Origin of the sequence: Aquitalea sp. FJL05 (assembly GCF_003852595.1) — a bacterium.
Classification (GTDB): domain Bacteria; phylum Pseudomonadota; class Gammaproteobacteria; order Burkholderiales; family Chromobacteriaceae; genus Aquitalea; species Aquitalea aquatilis.
In genome coordinates this window covers 1-23,086 of the sequence record NZ_QAJS01000022.1, presented here as the reverse complement: position 1 = coordinate 23,086, position 23,086 = coordinate 1, and the positions used below count along the sequence as shown (strand labels likewise).

Annotated in this window: 25 protein-coding genes; 15 read left to right on the top strand and 10 right to left on the bottom strand. The window is 60.4% G+C overall.

Features of this window, described 5'->3' with window-relative positions; all coding sequences use genetic code 11:
• The first annotated feature begins 77 nt into the window (after positions 1-77).
• Entirely contained in the window at positions 78-869 is a 792-nt protein-coding gene (locus DBR44_RS19245) for a class I SAM-dependent methyltransferase (RefSeq protein ID WP_124645601.1), read from the top strand.
• Between the two features lie 78 nt (positions 870-947).
• Entirely contained in the window at positions 948-1,697 is a 750-nt protein-coding gene (locus DBR44_RS19240) for an MgtC/SapB family protein (RefSeq protein WP_124645600.1), read from the top strand.
• A gap of 12 nt (positions 1,698-1,709) precedes the next feature.
• Here the strand turns inward: DBR44_RS19240 and DBR44_RS19235 are convergent, their stop codons facing one another.
• Positions 1,710-2,006, bottom strand: a complete 297-nt coding sequence (locus DBR44_RS19235) for a DUF2325 domain-containing protein (RefSeq protein WP_124645599.1) — start codon at positions 2,004-2,006, stop codon at positions 1,710-1,712.
• 155 nt (positions 2,007-2,161) lie between these two features.
• Here DBR44_RS19235 and DBR44_RS19230 point away from each other — a divergent pair, with 155 nt between their 5' ends.
• The gene (locus DBR44_RS19230; protein WP_103524424.1) at positions 2,162-2,377 is read left to right on the top strand and encodes a SlyX family protein; all 216 of its coding nucleotides are present in this window, start codon (positions 2,162-2,164) and stop codon (positions 2,375-2,377) included.
• A gap of 58 nt (positions 2,378-2,435) precedes the next feature.
• On the opposite strand, the gene DBR44_RS19225 is transcribed toward DBR44_RS19230, so the two are convergent.
• Complete coding sequence (locus DBR44_RS19225) at positions 2,436-3,014, bottom strand: GNAT family N-acetyltransferase (protein ID WP_233578693.1); 579 nt, start codon at positions 3,012-3,014, stop codon at positions 2,436-2,438.
• Positions 3,011-3,913, bottom strand: coding sequence for a DMT family transporter (locus DBR44_RS19220; RefSeq protein WP_124645598.1), 903 nt, complete (start codon positions 3,911-3,913; stop codon positions 3,011-3,013). The genes DBR44_RS19225 and DBR44_RS19220 overlap by 4 nt, the downstream gene beginning before the upstream one ends.
• Positions 3,914-4,022: 109 nt before the next feature.
• On the opposite strand from DBR44_RS19220, the gene dapC reads away from it, so the two are divergent.
• Together dapC and dapD are read left to right on the top strand one after the other, a co-directional pair.
• Entirely contained in the window at positions 4,023-5,213 is a 1,191-nt protein-coding gene (dapC, locus tag DBR44_RS19215) for a succinyldiaminopimelate transaminase (protein WP_124645597.1), read from the top strand.
• Positions 5,214-5,268: 55 nt separating this feature from the next.
• Positions 5,269-6,090 (top strand): 2,3,4,5-tetrahydropyridine-2,6-dicarboxylate N-succinyltransferase, encoded by an 822-nt coding sequence (dapD, locus tag DBR44_RS19210; protein ID WP_124645596.1) that lies wholly within the window; start codon positions 5,269-5,271, stop codon positions 6,088-6,090.
• 66 nt (positions 6,091-6,156) lie between these two features.
• On the opposite strand, the gene DBR44_RS19555 is transcribed toward dapD, so the two are convergent.
• Positions 6,157-6,294 (bottom strand): hypothetical protein, encoded by a 138-nt coding sequence (locus DBR44_RS19555; protein ID WP_158613678.1) that lies wholly within the window; start codon positions 6,292-6,294, stop codon positions 6,157-6,159.
• A gap of 136 nt (positions 6,295-6,430) precedes the next feature.
• On the opposite strand from DBR44_RS19555, the gene DBR44_RS19205 reads away from it, so the two are divergent.
• The 7 genes from DBR44_RS19205 to DBR44_RS19550 all read left to right on the top strand — a co-directional run bounded on the left by DBR44_RS19205 (position 6,431) and on the right by DBR44_RS19550 (position 10,631).
• Positions 6,431-7,249, top strand: a complete 819-nt coding sequence (locus DBR44_RS19205; RefSeq protein ID WP_124645595.1) for an ABC transporter ATP-binding protein — start codon at positions 6,431-6,433, stop codon at positions 7,247-7,249.
• On the top strand, positions 7,242-8,027 hold the full coding sequence (gene mlaE, locus DBR44_RS19200) for a lipid asymmetry maintenance ABC transporter permease subunit MlaE (protein ID WP_059285994.1): 786 nt from the start codon (positions 7,242-7,244) through the stop codon (positions 8,025-8,027). Before DBR44_RS19205 ends, mlaE begins: the two co-directional genes overlap by 8 nt.
• 10 nt (positions 8,028-8,037) lie before the next feature.
• Complete coding sequence (mlaD, locus tag DBR44_RS19195) at positions 8,038-8,526, top strand: outer membrane lipid asymmetry maintenance protein MlaD (RefSeq protein WP_124645594.1); 489 nt, start codon at positions 8,038-8,040, stop codon at positions 8,524-8,526.
• Between the two features lie 42 nt (positions 8,527-8,568).
• Positions 8,569-9,180 (top strand): phospholipid-binding protein MlaC, encoded by a 612-nt coding sequence (locus DBR44_RS19190; RefSeq protein ID WP_124645593.1) that lies wholly within the window; start codon positions 8,569-8,571, stop codon positions 9,178-9,180.
• Between the two features lie 11 nt (positions 9,181-9,191).
• The gene (locus tag DBR44_RS19185; protein ID WP_124645592.1) at positions 9,192-9,485 is read left to right on the top strand and encodes a lipid asymmetry maintenance protein MlaB; all 294 of its coding nucleotides are present in this window, start codon (positions 9,192-9,194) and stop codon (positions 9,483-9,485) included.
• A gap of 3 nt (positions 9,486-9,488) precedes the next feature.
• Entirely contained in the window at positions 9,489-10,334 is an 846-nt protein-coding gene (locus DBR44_RS19180; RefSeq protein ID WP_233578692.1) for a VacJ family lipoprotein, read from the top strand.
• Between the two features lie 135 nt (positions 10,335-10,469).
• On the top strand, positions 10,470-10,631 hold the full coding sequence (locus tag DBR44_RS19550; RefSeq protein WP_158604645.1) for a hypothetical protein: 162 nt from the start codon (positions 10,470-10,472) through the stop codon (positions 10,629-10,631).
• Positions 10,632-10,697: 66 nt separating this feature from the next.
• Here the strand turns inward: DBR44_RS19550 and DBR44_RS19175 are convergent, their stop codons facing one another.
• The 5 genes from DBR44_RS19175 to DBR44_RS19155 form a co-directional block, all read right to left on the bottom strand.
• Positions 10,698-12,680: a methyl-accepting chemotaxis protein gene (locus DBR44_RS19175; protein ID WP_158613676.1), complete on the bottom strand. Its 1,983-nt coding sequence runs from the start codon at positions 12,678-12,680 to the stop codon at positions 10,698-10,700.
• A gap of 265 nt (positions 12,681-12,945) precedes the next feature.
• Entirely contained in the window at positions 12,946-14,199 is a 1,254-nt protein-coding gene (gene murA, locus DBR44_RS19170; RefSeq protein WP_124645590.1) for a UDP-N-acetylglucosamine 1-carboxyvinyltransferase, read from the bottom strand.
• Between the two features lie 8 nt (positions 14,200-14,207).
• The gene (locus DBR44_RS19165) at positions 14,208-14,456 is read right to left on the bottom strand and encodes a BolA family protein (RefSeq protein WP_059286005.1); all 249 of its coding nucleotides are present in this window, start codon (positions 14,454-14,456) and stop codon (positions 14,208-14,210) included.
• A gap of 22 nt (positions 14,457-14,478) precedes the next feature.
• A complete protein-coding gene (locus DBR44_RS19160) occupies positions 14,479-15,234 on the bottom strand; it encodes an ABC transporter permease (RefSeq protein WP_124645589.1) in 756 nt (251 codons plus the stop codon).
• Entirely contained in the window at positions 15,234-16,136 is a 903-nt protein-coding gene (locus DBR44_RS19155; RefSeq protein ID WP_124645588.1) for an ABC transporter ATP-binding protein, read from the bottom strand. Before DBR44_RS19155 ends, DBR44_RS19160 begins: the two co-directional genes overlap by 1 nt.
• 658 nt (positions 16,137-16,794) lie before the next feature.
• Here DBR44_RS19155 and DBR44_RS19150 point away from each other — a divergent pair.
• Genes DBR44_RS19150 through DBR44_RS19140 form a run of 3 tightly spaced genes read left to right on the top strand, consistent with a single transcriptional unit; the run spans position 16,795 to position 22,532 of the window.
• A complete protein-coding gene (locus DBR44_RS19150) occupies positions 16,795-17,988 on the top strand; it encodes an efflux RND transporter periplasmic adaptor subunit (protein ID WP_233578691.1) in 1,194 nt (397 codons plus the stop codon).
• 13 nt (positions 17,989-18,001) lie between these two features.
• Complete coding sequence (locus tag DBR44_RS19145; protein WP_124645587.1) at positions 18,002-21,145, top strand: efflux RND transporter permease subunit; 3,144 nt, start codon at positions 18,002-18,004, stop codon at positions 21,143-21,145.
• Positions 21,138-22,532, top strand: a complete 1,395-nt coding sequence (locus DBR44_RS19140; RefSeq protein ID WP_233578690.1) for an efflux transporter outer membrane subunit — start codon at positions 21,138-21,140, stop codon at positions 22,530-22,532. The genes DBR44_RS19145 and DBR44_RS19140 overlap by 8 nt, the downstream gene beginning before the upstream one ends.
• A 61-nt stretch (positions 22,533-22,593) precedes the next feature.
• On the opposite strand, the gene DBR44_RS19135 is transcribed toward DBR44_RS19140, so the two are convergent.
• On the bottom strand, positions 22,594-22,962 hold the full coding sequence (locus DBR44_RS19135) for a DUF5329 domain-containing protein (protein WP_124645585.1): 369 nt from the start codon (positions 22,960-22,962) through the stop codon (positions 22,594-22,596).
• Between the last annotated feature and the right edge of the window lie 124 nt (positions 22,963-23,086).

The following is a 23,086-nucleotide window of genomic DNA, read 5'->3' as shown; positions in this document are numbered from 1 at the left end:
CAATGTCGAGCCGGACAGGCGGCTTGCCGCCGTCCGGCGCATCCCGTATCGTGCCGGCAGTTATTCAAGGAAGCCTCATGACCGTCACGCCCCTGTTCTGCGCCGAAAGCGCGCGCCGCGACTATGCCGAAGGACTGGCCAGCCGCTTTGCCCTGCCCTTGCTGAGCCGGCGTCCCGACGCGGGATACTGGCTGGAGCTGGGCCCGCAGCGGCTGGAACTGGTCACCACCGGCAACAAGCATGGCGCGGTATACGCCGAGTTTGTCGAAGGTGCCGCACGCCACCGCCGCGAACAGGGTGGCGGCCGTGGCCAGCCGGTAGCCAAGGCAGTGGGACTGAAAGGGGCCAAAGACCTGCCGCACATCGTGGATGCCACGGCGGGCCTGGGGCGCGACAGCTTTGTACTGGCCAGCCTGGGCTGTCAGGTCACCATGGTGGAGCGCTCGCCGGTGGCAGCCGCCCTGCTGTTTGATGCACTGGAACGCGCAGCCCGCGCGGCGGATACCGCCGCCATTGCGGCACGCATGCAGCTGGTGCATGCCAACTCGGCGGACTGGTTGCTGCAATTGCCGCCGGAACAACGCCCCGAAGTGGTATTTGTCGATCCCATGTTTCCCGATACCGACAAGAAAACTGCGGCCGCCAAGAAAGACATGCAGGCCTTTCAGCAGGTGATTGGCGATGATATGGACAGCGCCCGTTTGCTGGAGGCCGCCATCACGGCGGCCAAGGTGCGGGTCGTGGTCAAGCGGCCACGGCTGGGTGCCCCGATTGAAGGGGCCAAGCCTTCGGCAGTGCTGGATGGCAAATCCACCCGTTTCGACCTCTACATCATCAAGGCGCTGCGCCCACAAACTGACAGCCAGTAGCAGCAAGCTGCTTGCCTGTCTGACCGGCCAGGCCTAGCCTTGAAGTGGCACCCACGGATACCAACAAGAAAGCCCTCCATGAGCATTACCTTTGCCCAACTGCTAGACCAGTACTGGTCGGCCCAGAAATGGGAAGTCAACCTGCTGATTACCTGCAATCTGCTGGGTGGCCTGATCCTGGGCTGCCTGGTCGGCTATGAACGCTGGTCGAATGGCCGCGCTGCCGGCATGCGCACCTATGGCCTGGTGTCGATGGCTGCCACCGGCGTCATCAGCATGATCGGCTATTCGGGTTTCTGGTATGGCGGTGCGCACGCCGACATCATGCATGGCGACATGACCCGCGTGGCACAAGGTGTATTGACCGGGGTGGGTTTTCTCGGAGCCGGCATGATCATGAAGGAAGGCATGTCCATCAGCGGTCTCACCTCGGCCGCGTCGGTGTGGATGTCCTCGGTGATCGGCATCCTGGTGGGGGTGGGCTTTTACCTGTCCGCCATCGCCGTCACCTTGCTGTGCATTGCCTGCATGCGGGTGTTGAACTGGATGGAAAACCGCCTGCCCCGCCGCTTCAGCCTGTATGTCAATCTCACCGTGCCGGGCGAGCAGCACTGGACGGTAGACAAGATTTCAGGCGATCTGCGCAGCCTGGGGGTGATCGTGCATGAGGAAAGCATCTCGTTGAAGGTAGGCCCGGACGGCAGCGAGTGGAGCTTTATGGTGTCGGCCATCAACAAGCACCATCTGATCAATGTGGTCGACCTGTCGAGCGCCATCATGGAGCTGGAGGCCATCGAGACCTTCAGCATTCAGCCGGCCCGCAACTAAGCCGGCTTGGCTTCACCCCTGCGGTTGCCAGCCATCATGCCGCAAGCGCTCGGCCACCGCCGTGGCGGAACGACGACAAGCCAGCACCGGAATGCCATGCGCCGCTGCGGTATCGCGATAGTGACGCATGGTGTTGTGACCCAGGTAGTCGGTCAGCAGAATCAGCATCTGGGTGTTTTTGGGCAGCGGCACCTTGCGCTGGTGCTGGGTATTGCGGCCGGTAATATGGCGGGCAATGCGGATATCGTACAAGGCCAGCACATCCGGGATCTGTCCCAGGCTATCGCCACCGATCAGCAGGGCATCCATGTCAGTCCTCCTCCTAGTGCCGCACTGCGGCCGGGTGATGGACAAACTGTAACTGGCTCGGAAAATTCCTAAAAATAATAAAAACTGGATTTGATATTCCAGCAATGCAGCTCAAGACTGCGCCACCGCTCCATCCCCTGAGGTAAAATGCCGCCATGCATACCGAAGACCGCCTGAATGAACTGGAAGTGAAAATCGCCTTCCAGGACGACCTGCTCGACAGCCTCAACGCCACCGTAGCGCGCCAGCAGCAACAGATAGACCTGCTACAGCAACAGCTACGCCTGGTCTACCAGCAGTTCAAGGCTGCCCAGCCCGATAGCGGCAACAGCGGTGGCTCGCTGCGCGACGACATCCCGCCACACTACTAAAACTCGCTTCCTCGTTCCGGCCTGGCACCGCCTCGCCGTACCCGGCTTACGGCGGCCATCAGTCCTTGCGACGTTTGCGTGCCACCACCGCTTCGATATTCTTGCGCGCAATCAGCTGCACCGGCGGCGCAGTCGTCGCGGATGCAGCTGGCTGTTGCAGCCATTTGTGCATGATCAGGCAATCTACCAGCCCCAGACTCTGGTGCCGGTACGCACCCGGCACGCGACCTACCTCGGCAAAACCCAGTTTCTTCCACAAGGCTACTGCCACGGTATTGCTGGCCACCACTGCATTGAACTGCATGGCAAGAAAGCCCAGTTCGCGTCCACGCTGCTGCGAATGCAGGCACAGCGCCGCTGCCACCCCTTTGCCACGCGCTGCCGTAGCCACCATATAGCCGCAATTGCACACATGGCTGCCCGGCCCGGCCGCATTCGGCTTGAGAAAATAGCTGCCCAGCAACACCCCGTCCTCTTCGGCCAGCCAGGTTTCCTGCGGCAGTTCGCACCATAGCGCCCGTGCCTGCTCCTCGCTCAGTTGCGGGTCGTAGGCATAGCTGTCCTGCGCCTGGATGATGCTGTGAAACGTCGGCCAAAAGGCCGGAAAATCGTCCGCGTGCATACGCCGGATATTCATGCTTTCTCCTGTGCAGCCACTGGCTGCGTCATCTTGCCGGAGAGCAGGCTGGCACCCGCGATCAGCGCACCGCCCAGCCACTCCTGCAGGCTCATGTTTTCGCCGGCCAGCCAGTAGGCCGACAGCGCGGCAAACACCAGCTCCAGCAGCATCAATGTCATGGTCTGGCTGGCCGGCAACAGGCTGACACCATGCTGGGAAATGATGCTGGTGGCCAGCAAGGTCATCCCCAGCAGTGCCAGCAACAACCATGCTTGGCCTGTCGTCTGCAGCACCGCACCCAATTGCTGGCGACTGGCCAGTGCGATAAAGCCCATCAGCGCGACACCAAACCAGATGGTGGCCGACTTCACCGGCACCGGCAGGTTGCGGGCGCGCTTGCTCAGCACATTGCCCAAGGCAAAGCTGATGCCGCCAGACAGGGCCAGCCACTCATAACGCTGGCTGAGCAGCGCGGCACCCTCCAGCAGGCCGGGACGATACAGGATGGTCAGGCAACCTGCCAGCGACAAACCCACCAGCAGCCAGCCAGTACGGGTCAGCCTCTCCTGCAGCAGCAGGCGGGAAAACAAGGCCGTCCACAATGGCGACAGGTAAAACAGCAGCAGCACCCGCATCACCATGCCTTCCGACACCGCCCAGGTGTAACTGAAATTGCACCAACCAAACAGCAAGGCCAGCAGCGGCAATACCGGATGCCAGCGCAACTGGCGGCGATAGACATCCCAAAACAGGGCAATGCCGAGAATGGCGGCAATCAGGTATACCTGCAGCGAGGTTTGCGCGATGCTGACACCACGCTCATTCAGCGCACGAAACGGGTACCACATCAGGCCCCATACCAGTGCGGTGGTCAGAATGGCAACGATGGCAAGAAGCTTTTGTTTTACAAGAGGCATCACGATTTCTTAAGATGAGCGATTCTGTGGCTTTGCAGTAGCAAGGCCAAACAAGACCAGAAGCAGCTGGCATGGCCAAGCTGCTCCCACAGCATAGAGAGAACCAAGCGTGAATCCCCACCTGGACAGCCTGCAACCCTATCCCTTCCAGCGCCTGCGCCAGCTGATGGCTGGTGCGGTCCCGGCTGACAAGCCGCATATCAATCTGTCGATAGGCGAACCCAAGCACCCGACGCCGGACGTCATCAAACAGGCGCTGGTCGATGCACTGGGCGGCCTGTCGGTCTACCCGGCCACCCTGGGCAGCGTGGAGCTGCGCCAGGCCTGCGCCGACTGGATGCAGCGCCGCTACGGCCTGCAGCTGGATGCCGAAAAGGAAATCCTGCCGGTCAATGGCAGCCGCGAAGCCCTTTTCGCCTTTGTACAGACCGTGATCGACAGCCAGCAGGCCGTCAAACCGGTGGTATTGTCGCCCAACCCGTTTTACCAGATTTACGAAGGCGCGGCACTGCTGGCAGGGGCCGAACCCTTCTATGTCAACTGTACGGCCGACACGGCTTTCCAGCCGGACTGGGCCAGCGTGCCGACCGAGGTCTGGGCCCGCACCCAGTTGGTCTTTGTCTGCAGCCCGGGCAATCCCACCGGCGCGGTCATGGCACTGGACGACTGGAAAAAGCTGTTCGAGCTGTCAGACCGCTACGGTTTTGTCATTGCCAGTGACGAGTGCTATTCCGAAATCCACTTTGGCCAGCCGCCGCTGGGCGGGCTGGAAGCAGCAAGCAAACTCGGCCGCAGCTTTGAGCGACTGGTGATGTTTACCAGCCTGTCCAAGCGCTCGAACGCGCCGGGCATGCGCTCCGGCTTTGTCGCCGGCGACGCCGCCCTGCTGGCCAAGTTCATGCTGTACCGCACCTATCAGGGCGGTGCCATGAGCCCCACCATCCAGGCCGCCAGCGTGGCCGCCTGGAATGACGAAACCCACGTCGAGGAAAACCGCGCCGCTTATATCGCCAAGTTCCAGGCCGTAACACCGATACTGGCCGAGGTACTGGACGTCGCCTTGCCGGATGCCAGCTTCTATCTGTGGGCCAAAATCCCGGGAGGCGACGATGCCGCCTTTGCCCGAGCCCTGTTCGAGCAGGAGCACATTACCGTGCTGCCGGGTTCATTCCTGGCACGTAGCGCACATGGCGTGAATCCGGGCAGCGGCTATATCCGTATCGCTCTGGTCGCGACACTGGCAGAATGTCAGGCTGCCGCCGAACGCATCGTGCGTTTCGTCAAGACAACTACTCAATAAGCGACATCCACCAGACATGACTGTTTCCATTCACCTTGCCAAAGGACTCCATCACATGCATCCGATCCAAGCCCTGATCGAAGAGGCGTTCGAAAAGCGCGCCGACATCACCCCCGCCACCGTATCCGCCGAACTGAAGGCCGCCATCGGCCAGGTGATCGACGAGCTGGATAATGGCCGCCTGCGCGTGGCCGAAAAGGTAGACGGCGACTGGGTCGTCAACCAGTGGGTCAAGAAGGCTGTGCTGCTGTCCTTCCGCATTCGCGACAATGTGGTACAGGACGATGGTGTGAGCCGCTACTTCGACAAGGTGGACACCAAGTTCCATGACTGGAGCGAAGCCCACTTCAAGGAAGCCGGCTTCCGCGTGGTACCGGGTGCCGTGGCACGCAAGGGCAGCTTCATTGCCAAGAACACCGTGCTGATGCCGTCCTACGTCAATATCGGCGCCTATGTCGATGAAGGCACCATGGTGGACACCTGGGCCACTGTCGGCTCCTGCGCCCAGATCGGCAAGAACGTGCACCTGTCCGGCGGCGTCGGCATTGGCGGCGTACTGGAACCGCTGCAAGCCGGCCCCACCATCATTGAAGACAACTGCTTCATCGGTGCCCGCTCCGAAGTGGTGGAAGGCGTGATCGTGGGCGAAGGCTCGGTAATCTCCATGGGCGTGTACATCGGCCAATCCACCAAGATCTACGACCGCGAAACCGGCGAAGTGACGTATGGTCGCATCCCGCCGGGCTCGGTCGTGGTGTCCGGCAACCTGCCGTCCAAGGATGGCAGCCACAGCCTGTACTGCGCCGTCATCGTCAAGAAAGTGGACGCACAAACCCGCAGCAAGACCAGCATCAACGAACTGCTGCGCGGCGTATAAGCCACACACCGCGCTGGCAGGCCCTGCCAGCGCAGGCTGACCGGACCCGGCCCTGCCGGGTCTTTGTCATTTTCTGGCCGCCAGCACCACGCATTGCCGGAAAACAGCTTGCCGCCACAACATGCCAATGAAATAATCGGCACTTGTGATTTTTATTATTGCTTCAAACTTATTTAAACAATCTTCGCCAGCAGCACTTGTCAAGATTTGTCCTTGCAATGCAACATCGTTACACGCTGAAACCTTATGTATTTGGCGAGACTCCTACAACCCTATAAAATCCACCTGTCTTGAGCCCAAGCAAGCCGGGACTTCACTCGTGTTTTTATCCGGAAAATCCGTGTCTTCAGACCATTTCATCGAATTCAGGAATGTCAGCTTCGCCTATGGTGAACGCCCCATCCTGAACAACATCAGCCTCGCCATCCCGCGCGGCAAGCTGGTCGCCATCATGGGTGGCAGCGGCAGTGGCAAGACCACCATGCTGCGCCTGATCTCCGGCCAGATCCGTCCCAGTGCCGGCCAGGTGCTGGTAGACGGCCGCAATGTGGCGGACATGAACCATGCCGAGCTGTTCGAGCATCGCCGCCGCATGGGCATGCTCTTTCAGTTTGGCGCGCTGTTTACCGACCTGTCGGTAGAAGACAATGTTGCCTTCCCCATCCGCGAACACACCCGGCTGCCGGACAGCATGATTCATGATCTGGTGATCATGAAACTGTCCGCCGTGGGCCTGCGTGGCACACAAGGATTGATGCCGGCCGAGCTGTCCGGCGGCATGGCCCGCCGCGTGGCACTGGCGCGTGCCATCGCGCTGGACCCGCAACTGATGCTGTACGACGAGCCCTTTACCGGTCTCGATCCGATCTCGCTGGGTGTGATTGCCCACCTGATCAAGAAGCTGAACGATGCACTGGGCACCACCTCCATCATGGTGACCCACGACGTGCACAAATCGCTGGATATCGTCGATTACGTCTACTTCGTCTCCAATGGCGCGGTGGTCGCGGCGGGTACACCGGCAGAAATCCGCGCCTCTCCCTCGCCCTGGGTACACCAGTTCATGTGGGGCGAGGCCGATGGCCCGGTACATTTTGCCTATCCTGCCAGCACTTCGCTGCAGCAGGACCTGGGCCTGAAAGGAGGCCAGCATGACTGAGCTGCTGCTGTCACCGCTGCGCCGGCTGGGGCACACCACCATCAACGCCATCTGGCGGCTGGGTTTCATCACCCGCTTCCTGCTGGCCATCCTGCGCTATTCCGGCCAGAGCCTGCTGCGCTTCAACCTCACCATCCGCGAAATCTATTTCGCCGGGGTGATGTCGGTCATCATCGTGGTGGTGTCCGGCCTGTTTGTCGGCATGGTGCTGGGCTTGCAGGGTTACAACACCCTGTCGCGCTTCGGTTCGGCCGATGCGCTGGGCGCGCTGGTAGCCCTGTCGCTGCTGCGCGAGCTGGGACCGGTGCTGGCCGCACTGCTGTTTTCCAGCCGCGCCGGCAGCGCCATGACGGCGGAAATCGGCCTGATGAAGGCCACCGAGCAGCTGGACGCCATGAGCGTGATGGCAGTCAATCCCATCGCCCGCGTGGTCGCCCCGCGCTTCTGGGCCGGGGTGATCTCCATGCCCATCCTGGCGGCCATGTTCAATGTGATGGGCATCTTTGGCGGCTACCTGATTGGCGTGGTGATGATCGGGCTTGATTCCGGCACCTTCTGGTCGCAAATGCAGAACAACGTCGACCTGCACTACGACGTGGTCAACGGCCTGATCAAGAGTCTGTGCTTCGGCATCGCCGTCACGCTGATCGCGGTATTCGAAGGCTATGACGCCACGCCCACCGCGGCCGGCGTATCCGCCGCCACCACCCGCACGGTGGTGACTTCGGCTCTGGTAATCCTGGCGGTGGACTTTGTCCTCACCGCCTTCATGTTCTAGGAAATGGGTAATGAAACGCTCTACTATTGATTTGTGGGTAGGCCTGTTTGTGGCAGTCGGCATTGCGGCGGTGGTGTTCATGTCGCTCAAGGTGGCCAATCTCACACCGCAAAGCGCGGACCAGACCTACACCCTGTATGCCGATTTTGACAATATCGGCGGCCTGAAGGTGAAGGCACCGATCAAGGAAGCCGGTGTAGTGGTTGGCCGCGTCGGCGGCATCCAGCTGGACACCAAAACCTACCGTGCCCGCGTCACCCTGAACCTGGACAAGCAATACACCTTCAGCCGGGACGCCAGCGCCGAAATCCTGACTGCCGGCCTGCTGGGCGAGCAGTACATCGGCCTGCTGCAAGGGGGAGACCCGGACGAACTGAAAGCCGGCGAGCACATCACGCTGACCTCGTCTGCCCTGGTACTGGAACAGCTGATCGGCAAGTTCATGACCAGCTTCTCCGGCGGCAATACGGCCAAGAGCACTGCCTCGGCCGCGCAGTAAATTCCAGACATAGTGCATAACCAATAAAGACTGACACACATCATGAAAAAACTGATCGCATGCTTTCTCGTCCTGCTGGGCCTGAGCGCCCACACCATGGCTGCCAACGACAATCCGGCTGATCTGGTACGCGACACCTCGCGCCAGATCATGGATGTCCTGAAGCAGGAAAACGGCAAGAACACCAAGCAGATCCGTCAGCAGGTTGAAGCGCTGGCCGTGCCGCAATTCGACTTCCAGCGCATGACTGCCCTGGCCGTCGGCCTGGGCTGGCGTCAGGCCAGCCCGGCGCAGCAAGGCGCGCTGGCACAGCAATTCCAGACCCTGCTGGTGCGTACCTACTCCACCACCATGACCCGGTTCAAGAGCGCCCAGATCGACATTCAGCCTAATGTCGTCGTCGGCAACAGTGGCCGCGAAGCCACCGTCAAGTCTGCCGTTACCCTGCCGGGTAACGACAAGGGTCCGGTTGCCGTCGACTACACCCTGTACAAGACAGCGCAAGGCTGGAAAATTTTCAATGTCAGCGTGGAAGGTGCCAGCCTGGTCACCGTCTATCGCAACCAGTTCAATCAGGAAATCAACAAGAGTGGTGTGGATGGCCTGATCAAGATGCTGCAGGACAAGAACGCCGCCCTGCCGGCTGCCAAATAAGGACGCACACCATGTTCGAGGAAACCGCCACCGGGCAGGGCCGCCTGTCCGGCAAGCTGGACATGAACAGCAGTGGTGCCTTGCTGGCCACCCTGACTGCCCGTGTCGCCCGCGCCCCGCTGCAGCTGGACCTGTCCGGCATCAGCGAAGCGGACTCCTCGGCAGTCGCCCTGCTGCTGGCCTGCCGCCGTGCCGCAGAGCAGGCCGGTCAGACCCTGCAGCTGCAGAACTGGCCCGCCCGCCTGTCCGATCTTGTTGAACTGTATGCACTGCGCGAGCTGCTGGCCAGCCCGCAAGGAGAGTAAACCATGACCCGCAAGCATCGCCTGCTGCCCGCGAGTCTGTTGGTCGGCACCCTGCTGCTGGCCGGCTGTGCCAGCCCCCACCCGGCCACGCCGCAAGACCCGTACGAATCATTCAACCGCTCGATGTATTCGTTCAACGATGCCGCTGACCGCTGGGTGATGAAACCGGCCGCCCAGGGCTATCGCGCCGTTACGCCAGGCCCCTTCCGCACGGCTGTTGGCAACTTCTTCGACAACTTCAAGGATGTGTACAGCGCCGCCAACAACCTGCTGCAGGCCGAGCCGGAAAAAGCGCTCAACGACATCATGCGGGTAGCGCTGAACAGCACCTTTGGCTTGTTTGGCCTGATCGACATCGCCACCCCCGCCGGCCTGAAGAACAACAAGACCTCGCTGGGTGACACCTTTGCTCACTGGGGCTGGAAGAGCAGCAACTACCTGGTGCTGCCGTTCTTTGGTCCCAGCACGGTACGCGATGGTCTGGGGCTGGGTGTATCGCTGGGCATCAATGGGCCGGAGCATCTGGTCTACCACAATACCAACGAGGCGGTCGCTTTCTACGGGGTGTACGGCATCAATACCCGCGCCCGTTATCTGGACCTGGATGACAGCCTGTCGGCGGCAGCCATCGACCCCTACACCTATATGCGTGACGGCTTCCTGCAATTGCGGGCCAGGCAGTTGGGCCAACCCAATCCGACCCAGAACGACGACATGAATATCGACGATCTGGTCAGCAGCCCGGCCGCTGCTTCGGCCCCTGCCGCAGAAGCTGCCCCTGCGGCCAGTGCCAACAGCCATGCCGAAGCCTCGGCAGCCGCACACGCCGCAGCCTCTGCTGCGCAATAAGCCTTCCGCTTTGACAGATAAAAGGCAGCCAGCAGGCTGCCTTTTTCATTGATAGCGCAGCGGCGCTTGATCTGGCACAAGATCATGTCCGGCATAAATATTAGAATTTACTAAATTATTTAATCGGAGTTGATCATGGAAGACCGCCGCATCCCGCAACAAGCACTGGAATACCTGACCCGCTGTCTGCGCCATGCCGTTTCCAACGGCCAATACCTGACTCCCGAGCTACTGGAAGAGGCCATCGCCGAATACAGCGCCGAACATCCGCAGCAAGCCATCCAGATTCTGCATTGAGTGCCACGCAGCAAAGAAAAAGCGGCCACAAGGCCGCTTGTTGTACATCGGGCATGAGCCACTGCGCTACAGTTTGAAGCGCCCGATCAGGGCTTCCAGCTCGTCTCCCAGCTGATGCAGGGTTTCGATGGCCAGATAGCTCTGACGCACCGACTCATCCGACTGCTGCAACATGTTGTGGATGCTTTCAATATGCTGGGCAATCTCCTGGCTGGCGGTGGACTGTTCTGCCGTTGCGACGGCAATATCCCCAACCGTGCGCACCACCTGCTGACTATTGTCGGTAATGCGGGTGATCGACGAGGCGGCCAGTTCGGCTTGCCTGACGCCACTTTCCACCTGTGACAGCGCCCCTTCCATGCTGCCGGCCGCCCGCTGGGTATCCTGCTGGATGGCCTGGATCATGCCACCGATTTCCAGCGTGGCCTGCGAGGTACGCTCCGCCAGCTTGCGCACTTCGTCCGCCACCACGGCAAAGCCACGCCCCTGCTCACCCGCACGCGCAGCCTCGATCGCCGCATTCAGCGCCAGCAGATTGGTCTGATCGGCGATATCGCGAATCACATTGATGATGCTGCTGATGTCGCCGGAGCGCTGCTGCAAGCCGGACATCACCTTGGCCAGCCCACGCACGGTATCGGCAATACCGCTGATTTCGCGCGAGGTGGCATGCACACTGTCAGCCACTTGTGCCGACATGCCGCCGGCCTCATGCGCCAGACGTTCGGCCGACTTGCTGGCATCGGCAATCAGGCTGATGCTGACCGACAACTCTTCCACACTGGCGGCGGTGGCATTGGCCGCTTCCGACTGCCGTGCCGAACTGTCGCGAATCTGGCCGATATCCACCGTCATGGTGCGCACCGAACCGGACACGCCAGACGCATGGCCGCGTACATCCAGCATCATGTCATGCAGCGAGCCGGTAAAGCGGTTAAAGGCCGAGGCGGCCGCACCGATTTCATCGCTGCTGATGATGGCCAGCTGCCGTGTCAGATCCCCACTGCCGCTGGCCAGTTCGGTCATTGCGCTTTGCAGCCGTCCCAGCGGACGCAGCAGGTAGGTCAGCGTCAGCCCCAGCAGCAGCAGGATCAGCAAGAGAATGGCCACGCTAACGGCCACCGACTGCCAGGTCGCCGCCCAAACCGGTGCCAGTGCGGCCGCCGGCGGAATGCTGATGCGCACCGCCCATGGCTGGGCGATGTCCCCCACCCGCACCGGCAGCACGAAATGCCACAGGCCATCGGCAGTCTCGTACTGCACTTCCTTGCCGCTCTCGATAGCCTGTTTGATCTCGGCAGGCAGGCTCGGGTCCGGCTTGCCGATCAGGCCTTGCTCCGGCCCCGCCAGCATGACGCCCTTGTTGGAGTACAGGCTCATCGCACCGCTGCCATAAGGCTTGACCTTGGCTGCCAGCTCGCGCAAATGGCCCAGTGCCAGATCGACCCCGGCCACGCCCAGCACCTTGCCATCCACTTGCAGCGGAATGGCCAGCGTCCCCATCAGTATCTTGATGTCTTCATCCACATAGGGCTCGGTCAGGACCGGCTTGCCACTGGCCTTGGGCAGTTTGTAGTAGTCGCTGGCATCCACACCTTCGCCACCCCACACCACATCCACCTTGCCACCCTTGTTGAACCAATACACGCCGCTACGGCCTTGCTTGTCATTGTGCTCGCTGCCAGCCAGCTCCTTGTCGCGCCCATCGAAGGCATCGGGGTCCCAGATGACCCAGTAGCCGACCGCATCCGGATTATGGGGCAGCTGGGCTCGGGTCATCTCCGACACCAGCTGCCGGCCATTGGCCGGCATATTGCGTTTGACTGCACCAGCCGCTTCGGCCAGCGTCTCTACCGCGTGATAGGACGACTCCAGCAAGCGCTGCACATTGCCGGCCTCGCGCTCGGATAGCAGGCGCGCATTGTCGCGTACCTGTTCCCGTGCCTGCTGGTAATGCGCATAGGCATTCAGCCCGATCAACAAGGCAAAGCCAATAAGTATCAGCAGGCCGCTGCCGATCAATATCTTGTTCCTGATTGTTTTGAACATAAGAACTCCGTCTGCCGCTCGATTATTGTGATGTCGACAGGGATGCCGCCGTAGCGGTCCGGTTTGCCCGCCAAGGGCAATCTCCGGGCACTTCCCCTTTGTAACTGGCCATTTATTATTGGCCGCTCTGTCCATTTTCACAGAAATTCTTATGATTTGATCAAAAAATATGGCATCAATCCGCATTTACGCGATATTGATGCCATATTTGGTCAAATTATTGCCAAGCGACGCTAAGCGTCAATCCTGGCGCAAACGACAGGTCTTAGCTGATACGTTCGATCTGCGCGCCGACAGCGCCCAGTTTCTTCTCGATGTATTCGTAGCCACGGTCCAGGTGATAGATGCGGTCGACAATGGTTTCGCCTTGCGCCACCAGGCCGGCCAGCACCAGGCTGGCCGAGGCGCGCAGGTCGGTTGCCATTACCGTGGCACCAGACAGCTTGTCCACACCGTGTACCACGGCGGTATTGCCTTCCACTTCAATGCGTGCGCCCATGCGGTTCAGCTCCGGCACATGCATGAAACGGTTTTCGAAGATGGTTTCGGTGACCACCCCAGTACCTTCAGCCACACAGTTCAGCGTCATCAGCTGTGCCTGCATGTCGGTCGGGAAGGCCGGATAAGGCAAGGTGCGGAAATTGATGGCTTTCGGGCGACGCTTCATGTCCAGCGAAATCCAGTCATCGCCAGCCTCGACAATTGCACCGGCTTCCACCAGCTTGTCCAGCACCGACTCCATGCTGCGCGGAGCGGCATTGCGCAGGATCAGGTGCCCCTGGGTAATGGCAGCGGCCACCAGGAAGGTACCGGCTTCGATACGGTCGGGCATGATGGCGTATTCGCAGCCATGCAGCTTGTCTACCCCCTCAACCACCAGACGGTTGGTACCGATGCCGCTGATGCGCGCACCCATGGCCACCAGGCAGTTGGCCAGATCAGTCACTTCCGGTTCGCGCGCGGCATTTTCCAGAATGGTGGTGCCATCGGCCAGTGCGGCTGCCATCAGCAGGTTTTCAGTACCGCCCACGGTCACCACATCCATCACGATGTGCGCGCCACGCAGACGCGCGGCCTTGGCCTTGACATAGCCATGCTCGATGACCACCTCCGCCCCCATGGCGACCAGGCCCTTGATGTGCTGATCCACCGGCCGGCTGCCAATGGCACAACCACCGGGCAGGGACACCGTGGCTTCGCCAAAGCGCGCCAGGGTCGGGCCCAGCACCAGAATGGACGCGCGCATGGTTTTCACCAGATCATACGGTGCCACCAGGCTGTCCAGATGATCGGCGGTGATTTCCATTTCGTGCACATTGTCGGTCATCACCCGCACACCCATGCCCTGCAGCAGCTTCTGGGTGGTGGAGATGTCGCGCAGCATCGGCACATTGGTAAAGCGCATGGTGTCGGCAGTCAGCAGGCTGGTGCACAGAATCGGCAGCGCCGCATTCTTGGCACCGGACACGCGGATTTCGCCATTCAGCGGACCATTGCCGCAAATTCTCAGTTTGTCCATATCGGGGATCAGCCTTGCAGTTTTTCCCACTCGTCCGGCGTGGCGGCCTTGACGATGGAAAGGGCGTGGATTTCATTGCTGGCCAGACGAGTGGCAATCACTTCCTTCACCAGGCGGTGACGGTCGATCAGGCGCTTGCCGGCGAATTCCGCCGACACCACGGTGGCGTAAAAATGATGGCCGTCGCCTTCCACTTCCAGATGGGAGCAGTTAAGGCCGGCGGCGATGTATTGTTTGACCTGTTCGGTGGAAATCATGTGTGCATCCTGAAAACGCATCCTAATGGCGCAGCTTGTAGCCTGATTTGATCAGCCACAAAGCCAGCCCGGAAAGCAAGATAAAACTGCCGCCAACCACGCCCAGCGACAGCCAGGGGCTGACGTCGGCCTGGCCGAAAAAGCCGTAGCGGAAACCGTCGATCATGAAAAAGACCGGGTTCACATGCGATACGGCATACCAGAATGGCGGCAGACTGTTAATGGAATAGAACACGCCAGACAGGAAAGTCAGCGGCATGATCAAAAAGTTCTGGAATGCAGCCAGTTGATCGAATTTTTCTGCCCAGATGCCGGCAATCACCCCCAGCGTGCCCAGCACGCCGCAGCCAAGAATGCCAAACAGCAGTGCCCAGCCCGGATGACTGGGCAGCGGCAGGCCGAACCAGGCCGTCACCACCAGCACGCCAGCGCCAACGGCCAGGCCGCGCACGATGGATGCCAGCATGTAGGCGGCAAAAAACTCCAGCGCCGTCAGCGGTGGCAACAGCAAGAACACGATATTGCCGGTGATCTTCGACTGGATCAGGCTGGACGAACTATTGGCAAAGGCATTCTGCGCCATCGACATCATGGCAAGGCCCGGAATCAGGAAAGCGGTATAACCCACCCCCGGATAGGCCTCGGCATGGCGCGACAACACATGGGAAAAGATCAGCTGGTACATCAGCGCCGTCAGCACCGGTGCGGCCACGGTCTGGAAGGACACCTTCCAGAAACGCACCAGCTCCTTGCGGAACAAAGTCAGGAAGCCCTGCATCAGCTACGCCCCCCGTGCATCATGTTCACGAACACGCTTTCCAGATCCACCTCCACCACATTCAGTTCGCGTACACGTACATCGGCTTCGCGCAGCGTGGCCAGCACGCCTTCCAGCTGGCTCAGCTCCGCCAGCTTCAGCACGATGCGCCCATCTTCCTCGCGCACCTTGCTGGGCAGCAGACTATCCGGCAAGGGTGCCGACAGCTTGAATGCCACCTCGCGCTCCTTGCCATGCTGCAACAGCTTGTCCTTGCTCTCCAGCGCCACCAGCTTGCCACGCTTGAGCATGGCAATGCGGTTGCACAGGGTTTCTGCTTCTTCCAGATAATGCGTGGTCAGTACAATGGTATGACCGGCCTCGTTCAATTCCTTGACGAAGGCCCACAGGCTCTGGCGCAACTCGACATCCACCCCGGCGGTCGGCTCGTCCAGCACCATCACCGGCGGACGGTGCACCAGCGCCTGCGCCACCATCACCCGGCGCTTCATGCCACCGGACAGCGCACGCAAATTGACATTGGCCTTGTCGGCCAGGCCCAGCTTGAACAGCAGCTCGTCGATCCAGTCGTCGTTGCGGGTCAGGCCGAAATAGCCGGATTGAAAGCGCAAGGTTTCCCGTACCGACAAGAAGGGATCGAACACCAATTCCTGCGGTACCACACCCAGGCTCATGCGGGCCGCACGGAAATCGCGCACCACATCGTGCCCCATGATGCGGATACTGCCGCTATCAGGCCGCGACAAACCGGCCATGGCAGAAATGAGCGTGGTCTTGCCCGCCCCGTTTGGCCCCAGCAAGGCAAAAAACTCGCCGGCTTCCACACGGAAGCTGACGTCATCCAGCGCCTGCAGCGCACCATAGCGCTTGCTGACCGCTTGTATTTCGATGGCCGAAGGCATGAGGTTGGTGAATGCTCGGAAAAAAGAGAGCGATTATACCGCCGCCCTTCCGGCCTAGGGAAAAGTTGTGCCCCTGCGGCCGCCTGCTCACCGGGCAAAGCACTGCATCTGCACATTCACCATCCCAGCTGTCGCACTTGCCCTTGAGCTGCAATGCGGCCCAGCATGGCGGCCACCCGAGTCCCGCCGCAGCCAGCCGCCACACATGCATGATTCATCCTGAGCGAGTGACCCGCTTTCAGCCAGCCCTGTCGCGGCCTGCCCAGCGCCCGACCTAGGCCGGAGGTGTTGTTTTTTAAGTACATTTACCCGGTGAGGGTAATGGGCTATTCCCCCCTGACAGGTCGGTGATTTTCAAGATCTTTTTGCTAGCGCGCATGGATAAGAACGAATTTTCCTAAGTATTGTCTTTATTTATCAGAAATTGATGCTGTATTTGTATTAACACCATTTTACATACAGACACGAATGTATATAGAATGCGCACTCTCCCTTGCTGCCTGTCACATGACTATGTCACCTTGCACATAGGCCAGCATGACAATCAATACAGTAGACAACACTGAAACTAACAATATGCCCCTGCCTGCCGCCCCGTTGGGGCCTGCGCAGCTTGCAGGGGATGCAGATTTTCACTTCAACTTGTCGAGGACATTCCATGTCTATGCACTCACTTTCCCTGCCCGCGCGGCATGGCAAATGGCTGTTATTGAGCGCCCTTGCCGTCAGCCTTGCCGGCTGCGGCCAGAAAACCGATCCGGCGGCACAAGCGGCCATGCCCGCCATGCCGGTATCGGTCATCAAGATTAGCGAACGCAATATTCCGGTGAATTTTGAATATGTCGGCCAGGCGGCCGGCTCACGCGAAGTGGAAGTGCGCGCCCGCGTAGGCGGCATCCTGCTCAAGCGGGCCTATACCGAAGGCCGCCCGGTGAAACAAGGCGATTTGCTGTTCCAGCTGGACCCCGCCACTTATCAGGCTACGCTGGAACAGGCCGCTGCCGCGCTGAAGGTGCAGGAAGCCCAACTGGCCAGCACGCGTCAGGACTACGACCGCGTGATGCCCTTGTTCAAGGAAAATGCGGTCAGCCAGAAAGACCGTGACGATGCCGTAGCCGCCTATCAGGCTGCGCAGGCACAGGTTGCCGCCGCACGCGCCAAGCTGAAAGAAGCCCAGATCAATCTGGACTACACCCGCGTTACCGCACCGATCTCTGGCATGACCAGCCAGGAAACCCGTTCCGAGGGCAGCCTGGTTTCCACCAGCGCCGACGGCAGCCTGCTGACCAAGATTTCGCAACTGGATCCGATCTACGTCAACTTCAGCATGTCGGACAGCGATCAGATGAATCTGCGCAAGATGCAGGACAAGGGTTTGCTCAAGCTGAAGGACAACGGCCACTTTGAAGTGGCGCTCAAACTGGCCGACGGCAGCCTGTTCGATCACAACGGCTTCCTCAACTTCACCGACAGCCTGGTGGACAGCACTACGGGCACCATTCGCTCGCGCGCTTCGCTGGCCAATCCGCAGGGCAAGATTCTGCCGGGACAGTTTGTGCGGGTCATCCTGAAGGGTGCCGAGCGCATCAATGCCATTGCCGTGCCACAGCGCGCTGTGCTGACCACCCAGCAAGGCAAGATGGTGTGGGTAGTGGGAGAAGGCAACAAGGTCCAACCGCGGCCGATCACCGTATCACAGGACGTGGGCCTGGAAGTCCTGGTGGAAAGCGGCCTCAAGTCGGGTGAGCAGGTGGTGGTGGACAACATCATCAAGCTGCGCCCGGGTGCCGAGGTCAAGCCGCAGCCCTATCGGGCCGATGCCAGCGCTCCTGCTGCCAAGCAACCCGCTTAAGAGGTCCTGAGCCATGTTTTCCGCCTTCTTCATCAGGCGGCCGATCTTTGCCAGCGTGATTTCCATCATCATCATGCTGGCCGGTCTGGCTGCCATCAAGGCTTTGCCCATCGAGCAATACCCGGAGATCGTACCGCCGGTGGTCCAGGTGACCGCCAGCTATCCGGGCGCTTCGGCCGAAGTCATCGCCAACACCGTAGCTGCTCCGCTGGAGCAGGCCATCAACGGTGTGGACAATATGCTGTACGTGCAGTCGGTCAGCTCCAGTAGCGGCAAATTGTCGCTTAGCGTGTCGTTCAAGATCGGCACCAACGCTGACCAGGCCACCATCAACGTCAACAACCGGGTGCAGTCGGTCACCTCGCAACTGCCGGAAGAAGTCCGCCGCCAGGGGGTGAATGTCACCAAGAAATCGTCTTCCATCCTGCAGGTGATTTCGCTGTACTCGCCGGATAACAGTTACGACACGCTGTTCATCAGCAACTATGCCTTGCTGAACGTGGTGGACGAACTGAAACGGGTACCGGGCGTGGGTGATGTAGTCAACTTCGCCGGCCAGGATTACTCGATGCGGATCTGGCTGAAGCCGGACCGTCTGGCCCAGCTCAAGCTGACGCCCAGCGACGTGTCCAATGCCATCAAGGAACAGAATGCCCAGTTCGCCGCCGGCAAGATCGGTGCCGAACCCCAGCCGGGCAAGCTGGACTTCACCTATACCGTCACCACCCAGGGCCGCCTGTCCGAGCCGGAAGAGTTTGAAAACATCATCCTGCGTTCCAATGGCGATGGTTCGGCGGTACGGCTCAAAGACGTGGCACGGGTGGAACTGGGTGCCTTGTCCTACGACTTCAACGGCCGCCACAATGGCCGGCCAACCATTCCTATCGGGATTTTCCTGGCACCAGGTGCCAACCAGCTGGCCACGGCCCAGGCGGTTGAAGCAGAAATGCAGAAGCTGTCCGTCAGCTTCCCCAAGGGCATGAGCTACGGCATTCCCTACGACACCACCAAATTTGTCGAAGTGTCGATCAACGAGGTCTACCACACCCTGGCCGAGGCCATGCTGCTGGTATTCGCCGTGGTTTTCCTGTTCCTGCAGAACTGGCGCGCCACGCTGATCCCTTGCCTGGCCGTGCCGGTGTCCATCGTCGGCACTTTTGCAGGGATGTATCTGTTCGGCTTTTCCATCAACACGCTGACGCTGTTCGGCATGGTGCTGGCCATCGGTATCGTGGTGGATGATGCCATCGTGGTGCTGGAAAACGTCGAACGGCTGATGACCGAGGAAAAGCTCAGCCCGCTGCAGGCCAGCTTCAAGGCCATGGAAGAAGTATCCGGCGCACTGGTCGCCATTGTGCTGGTGCTGTGTTCGGTGTTTATCCCGGTGGCCTTCCTGGGCGGCATCGCCGGTCAGATGTACAAGCAGTTCGCCATCACCATTGCCGTGTCGGTGACCATCTCCGGCCTGGTGGCACTGACGCTGACCCCGGCGCTATGCGCACTGATCCTGAAAGAAGGCCATCAGCATCCGGCCCGCTTCTTTGTCTGGTTCAACAACTGGTTTGACCGCCAGACTGCACGCTACACCGCTGGCGTCAGCTTTCTGATCAAGCGTGCGCTGCTGGGGCTGCTGCTGTTTGCTGGCCTGATCGCACTCAGCGCCGGGCTGTTCCGCACCATTCCGTCCAGCCTGGCACCGGATGAAGACCAGGGCTATATCCTGGCCGTGGCCATCTTGCCTGACGGTGCTTCGCTGCAACGTACCGAAGCCACCATGGACAAGCTGGATAACATGATGGCCAGCAACCCGGCGGTGAAAGACCGCATGTCCTTCGCCGGCTTTGACATCCTGTCCGGCGGCAACCGCACCAATGCCGGGGTGTCCTTCATCACCCTCAAACCGTGGGATGAACGCAAGACACCCGACCTGTCCTCACAGGCTGTGGTCAAGGATGTCTTCGGCAAAGGCATGATGGGCATTCGCGATGGCATCGTGCTGGCCTTCAATCCGCCACCGATCTCAGGCATGTCCAATACCGGTGGCTTTGAAAGCTATGTGCAGTCGCGCGCCGGTGGCAGCGCTGTGGAGCTGGGCAATATCACCAAGAAACTGGTCGATGCCGCAGTCAAGCGTCCGGAATTGAAAGGCATACAAACCACCTTCTCCGCCAGCGTGCCGCAGTTGTTCGTCAAGCTGGACCGGGCCAAGGCCAAGTCGCTGAATGTGCCGATCAATACCGTGTTCGACACCATGCAGAGCACTTTTGGTGCGCTGTATGTCAACGACTTCAACAAGTTTGGCCGCACCTTCCGCGTGCAGCTGCAGTCCGAGGCCGATTTCCGCAGCAAGGTGGATGACCTGCGCAATATCTATGTCCGCTCGCAGGATGGCAATATGATCCCGCTCACCGCACTGGTGAATGTGGAACAAACCACCGGCCCGGAAAGCCTGGAGCGCTTCAACATCTTCCCGGCCGCCAAGGTCGTTGGTGGTCCGGCACCGGGCTACAGCTCGGGTGATGCACTCAAGGCGATGGAAGAAGTTGCACAGGAAACCCTGCCGGAAGGCTATAGCCTGGCCTGGACCGGCTCGGCCTTCCAGGAGAAGTCCAGCAGCGGCTCGTCGGTGATGGTGTTTGCCTTTGGCATGATCATGGTATTCCTGATCCTGGCGGCGCAGTACGAGCGCTGGAGCCTGCCGATCAGCGTGCTGATGGCCGTACCGTTTGCCGTATTCGGTGCGCTGATGGCCAACTGGCTGCGCGGACTGGCCAACGACGTGTACTTCCAGGTGGCACTGGTGACGCTGATCGGCCTCGCTGCCAAGAATGCCATTCTGATCGTCGAATTTGCCGTGATGAAAATGGAAGAAGGCATGGAACTGGCCGACGCCGCCCTCGCCGCAGCGCGGCTGCGCTTCCGCCCCATTGTGATGACTTCGCTGGCCTTCGTGCTGGGCTGCGTACCGCTGGCTATTTCCAGTGGTGCAGGCTCAGCCAGCCGCCACTCCATCGGTACCGGGGTGATCGGCGGCATGCTGGCAGCCACCTTCATCGCCACCTTCTTCATCCCCATGTTCTTCATGGTGATCATGAAATTTTCCAAACGAAAACCGCCTCAGGCTGATACCGAGGCAGGAGGCAAGGATCATGCGTAAACGCACTCTCCCCTTGCTGCTAAGCCTGGCCCTCTCGGCCTGCGCAGTCGGCCCGGACTACAGTCGGCCCAAGCTCGACCTGCCGGCCAGCACGACAGCACAACAGGCCAGCGTGCCCAGTGACTGGTGGCAGCAGTTCCACGACCCGGTGCTCGACCAGCTGATCACCGAGGCTCTGCAGCACAACCAGGATCTGGCCTTCTCTGCCGCCCAGGTGGATGAAGCCGCCGCACTGGCCGGCATTGCCCGTGCCCAGCTGCTGCCCAGTGTGGCAGCCAACGCCGGCTACCAGCGCGCTCGTACTTCCGCCGAAACCACCACGCCTGGCAGCCCGCTGATTGCCGATGTCCGCAATGCCAATCTGACGGCCAGCTGGGAACTGGACTTGTGGGGCAAGCTGCGCCGCAGCAACGAAGCAGCACGCGCCACCCTGGCCGCCAGCCAGTACAATCGCGATGCGGCCCGACTGTCGCTCAGCGCTCAGGTTGCACAAACCTATTTCCAGATGCGTGCCTTTGACGCACAGCTGGACATTGCCAAACGAACGCTGGACAGCCGTGAATCCTCCTTGCAATTGCGCCAGAAGCGCTTCAAGGGCGGCATGACCTCTGAGCTGGACATGCGCCAGGCTGAATCAGAAGCCGCATCGGCACGTGCCACCATTCCGCAATTGAACAAATCGCTGCGGCAAACCGAAACCGCCCTCGCCGTCCTGCTGGGCCGCTCGCCCCGCGAACTGCTGGAAGGCAAACTGCAGCGTGGCCAGGCCATTGAGATGCTGAATGTGCCGCCGAGCATTCCGGCCGAGCTGTCATCCAGCCTGCTGGAGCGCCGCCCGGATCTGGCTGCCGCCGAGGCACAACTGGTCGCTGCCAATGCCCGCATCGGTGTGGCCAAGGCAGCCTACTTCCCCAGCATCAGCCTGACCGGAGCACTGGGCTCGCAGAGCCTGTCGATGGAAACGCTGTTCAGCGGTGCCACCCGCACCTGGAGTTTTGTCGGTAATGCAACGGCCCCCATCTTCAACTTCGGCCAAACTGGCCTGAACGTCGATGCCGCCAGCGCCCGCCAGCGCCAGGCACTGGCCCAGTATCAGAAATCGGTCCAGACCGCCTTCAAGGAAACACAGGATGCACTGATTGCCAGCAGCGCAGCCCGCGAAGTGCAGGAAGCCCAGACCACCCAGTTGACCGCGCTGAACCGGGCACTGCATCTGGCGACATTGCGCTACGACAACGGCTACTCCAGCTATCTGGATGTACTGGATGCCGAGCGCAACACCTTCCAGGCGGAGCTGAATCTGGTCAATGCCCAGCTTGATCGTCTGAACGCCGCCATCAGCCTGTACAAGGCCATGGGTGGAGGCTGGGAGAGCAAGACAAGCTGATTGGATTCAAGATGAACAAAAGCCGCTGCAAAGCGGCTTTTTCTTGTGCACGACATCCTGCTCAGTGTTTCTGACGGTACTGCTTGAGCGCAGCCCGTAGCCAGAGTGCTGACTCCTGTACCGGAGCCCCCGGACAAGCCAGATGGTAAGGCTTGCCGGAAAGGTAGCTTTTGCTGGCAACCCCCTGGATAAAATCATCTGCACTACGCACCTGATCCCCGGCTTTATCCAGCTTCATTTTCAGGTGATCCACCGCAGTCGGGGCATCATACCAACTACCGCTACGCTCGAATCGGCACTGTGAGCTCGCAATTTTATCCAGTAAAAACTGGATCTCCTGTCCGGCCACCCCGGTAGGCATCGCCAGTGCCTGCTGTACAACCAGCAGCAGCAGGGCTGCTCCATATTTCTGCATCGTGTCTCCGCTCATCAAGGACTATTGGCACCATCGCCACAACGCCACGATCATGCCTGCCCTCATTCGGTATTGCCAGCTGCAGCAGCAGCCCCGCCTGACCAGGCCCCCGACGCAACCAAGCCGCCCTTGGGCGGCT

Excerpts from the sequence above, each read along its gene's own strand:
- mlaD (WP_124645594.1), top strand. The coding sequence starts at position 8,038 with ATGAAACGCTCTACTATTGATTTGTGGGTAGGCCTGTTTGTGGCAGTC.
- dapD (WP_124645596.1), top strand. The coding sequence starts at position 5,269 with ATGCATCCGATCCAAGCCCTGATCGAAGAGGCGTTCGAAAAGCGCGCC.
- DBR44_RS19140 (WP_233578690.1), top strand. The coding sequence starts at position 21,138 with ATGCGTAAACGCACTCTCCCCTTGCTGCTAAGCCTGGCCCTCTCGGCC.
- DBR44_RS19185 (WP_124645592.1), top strand. The coding sequence starts at position 9,192 with ATGTTCGAGGAAACCGCCACCGGGCAGGGCCGCCTGTCCGGCAAGCTG.
- DBR44_RS19135 (WP_124645585.1), bottom strand. The coding sequence starts at position 22,962 with ATGAGCGGAGACACGATGCAGAAATATGGAGCAGCCCTGCTGCTGCTG.
- DBR44_RS19175 (WP_158613676.1), bottom strand. The coding sequence starts at position 12,680 with ATGTTCAAAACAATCAGGAACAAGATATTGATCGGCAGCGGCCTGCTG.
- DBR44_RS19155 (WP_124645588.1), bottom strand. The coding sequence starts at position 16,136 with ATGCCTTCGGCCATCGAAATACAAGCGGTCAGCAAGCGCTATGGTGCG.
- DBR44_RS19190 (WP_124645593.1), top strand. The coding sequence starts at position 8,569 with ATGAAAAAACTGATCGCATGCTTTCTCGTCCTGCTGGGCCTGAGCGCC.
- DBR44_RS19145 (WP_124645587.1), top strand. The coding sequence starts at position 18,002 with ATGTTTTCCGCCTTCTTCATCAGGCGGCCGATCTTTGCCAGCGTGATT.
- murA (WP_124645590.1), bottom strand. The coding sequence starts at position 14,199 with ATGGACAAACTGAGAATTTGCGGCAATGGTCCGCTGAATGGCGAAATC.
- DBR44_RS19150 (WP_233578691.1), top strand. The coding sequence starts at position 16,795 with ATGTCTATGCACTCACTTTCCCTGCCCGCGCGGCATGGCAAATGGCTG.
- DBR44_RS19235 (WP_124645599.1), bottom strand. The coding sequence starts at position 2,006 with ATGGATGCCCTGCTGATCGGTGGCGATAGCCTGGGACAGATCCCGGAT.
- DBR44_RS19165 (WP_059286005.1), bottom strand. The coding sequence starts at position 14,456 with ATGATTTCCACCGAACAGGTCAAACAATACATCGCCGCCGGCCTTAAC.
- DBR44_RS19180 (WP_233578692.1), top strand. The coding sequence starts at position 9,489 with ATGACCCGCAAGCATCGCCTGCTGCCCGCGAGTCTGTTGGTCGGCACC.
- DBR44_RS19230 (WP_103524424.1), top strand. The coding sequence starts at position 2,162 with ATGCATACCGAAGACCGCCTGAATGAACTGGAAGTGAAAATCGCCTTC.
- DBR44_RS19245 (WP_124645601.1), top strand. The coding sequence starts at position 78 with ATGACCGTCACGCCCCTGTTCTGCGCCGAAAGCGCGCGCCGCGACTAT.
- DBR44_RS19240 (WP_124645600.1), top strand. The coding sequence starts at position 948 with ATGAGCATTACCTTTGCCCAACTGCTAGACCAGTACTGGTCGGCCCAG.
- DBR44_RS19225 (WP_233578693.1), bottom strand. The coding sequence starts at position 3,014 with ATGAATATCCGGCGTATGCACGCGGACGATTTTCCGGCCTTTTGGCCG.
- mlaE (WP_059285994.1), top strand. The coding sequence starts at position 7,242 with ATGACTGAGCTGCTGCTGTCACCGCTGCGCCGGCTGGGGCACACCACC.
- DBR44_RS19220 (WP_124645598.1), bottom strand. The coding sequence starts at position 3,913 with ATGCCTCTTGTAAAACAAAAGCTTCTTGCCATCGTTGCCATTCTGACC.
- DBR44_RS19550 (WP_158604645.1), top strand. The coding sequence starts at position 10,470 with ATGGAAGACCGCCGCATCCCGCAACAAGCACTGGAATACCTGACCCGC.
- DBR44_RS19160 (WP_124645589.1), bottom strand. The coding sequence starts at position 15,234 with ATGCAGGGCTTCCTGACTTTGTTCCGCAAGGAGCTGGTGCGTTTCTGG.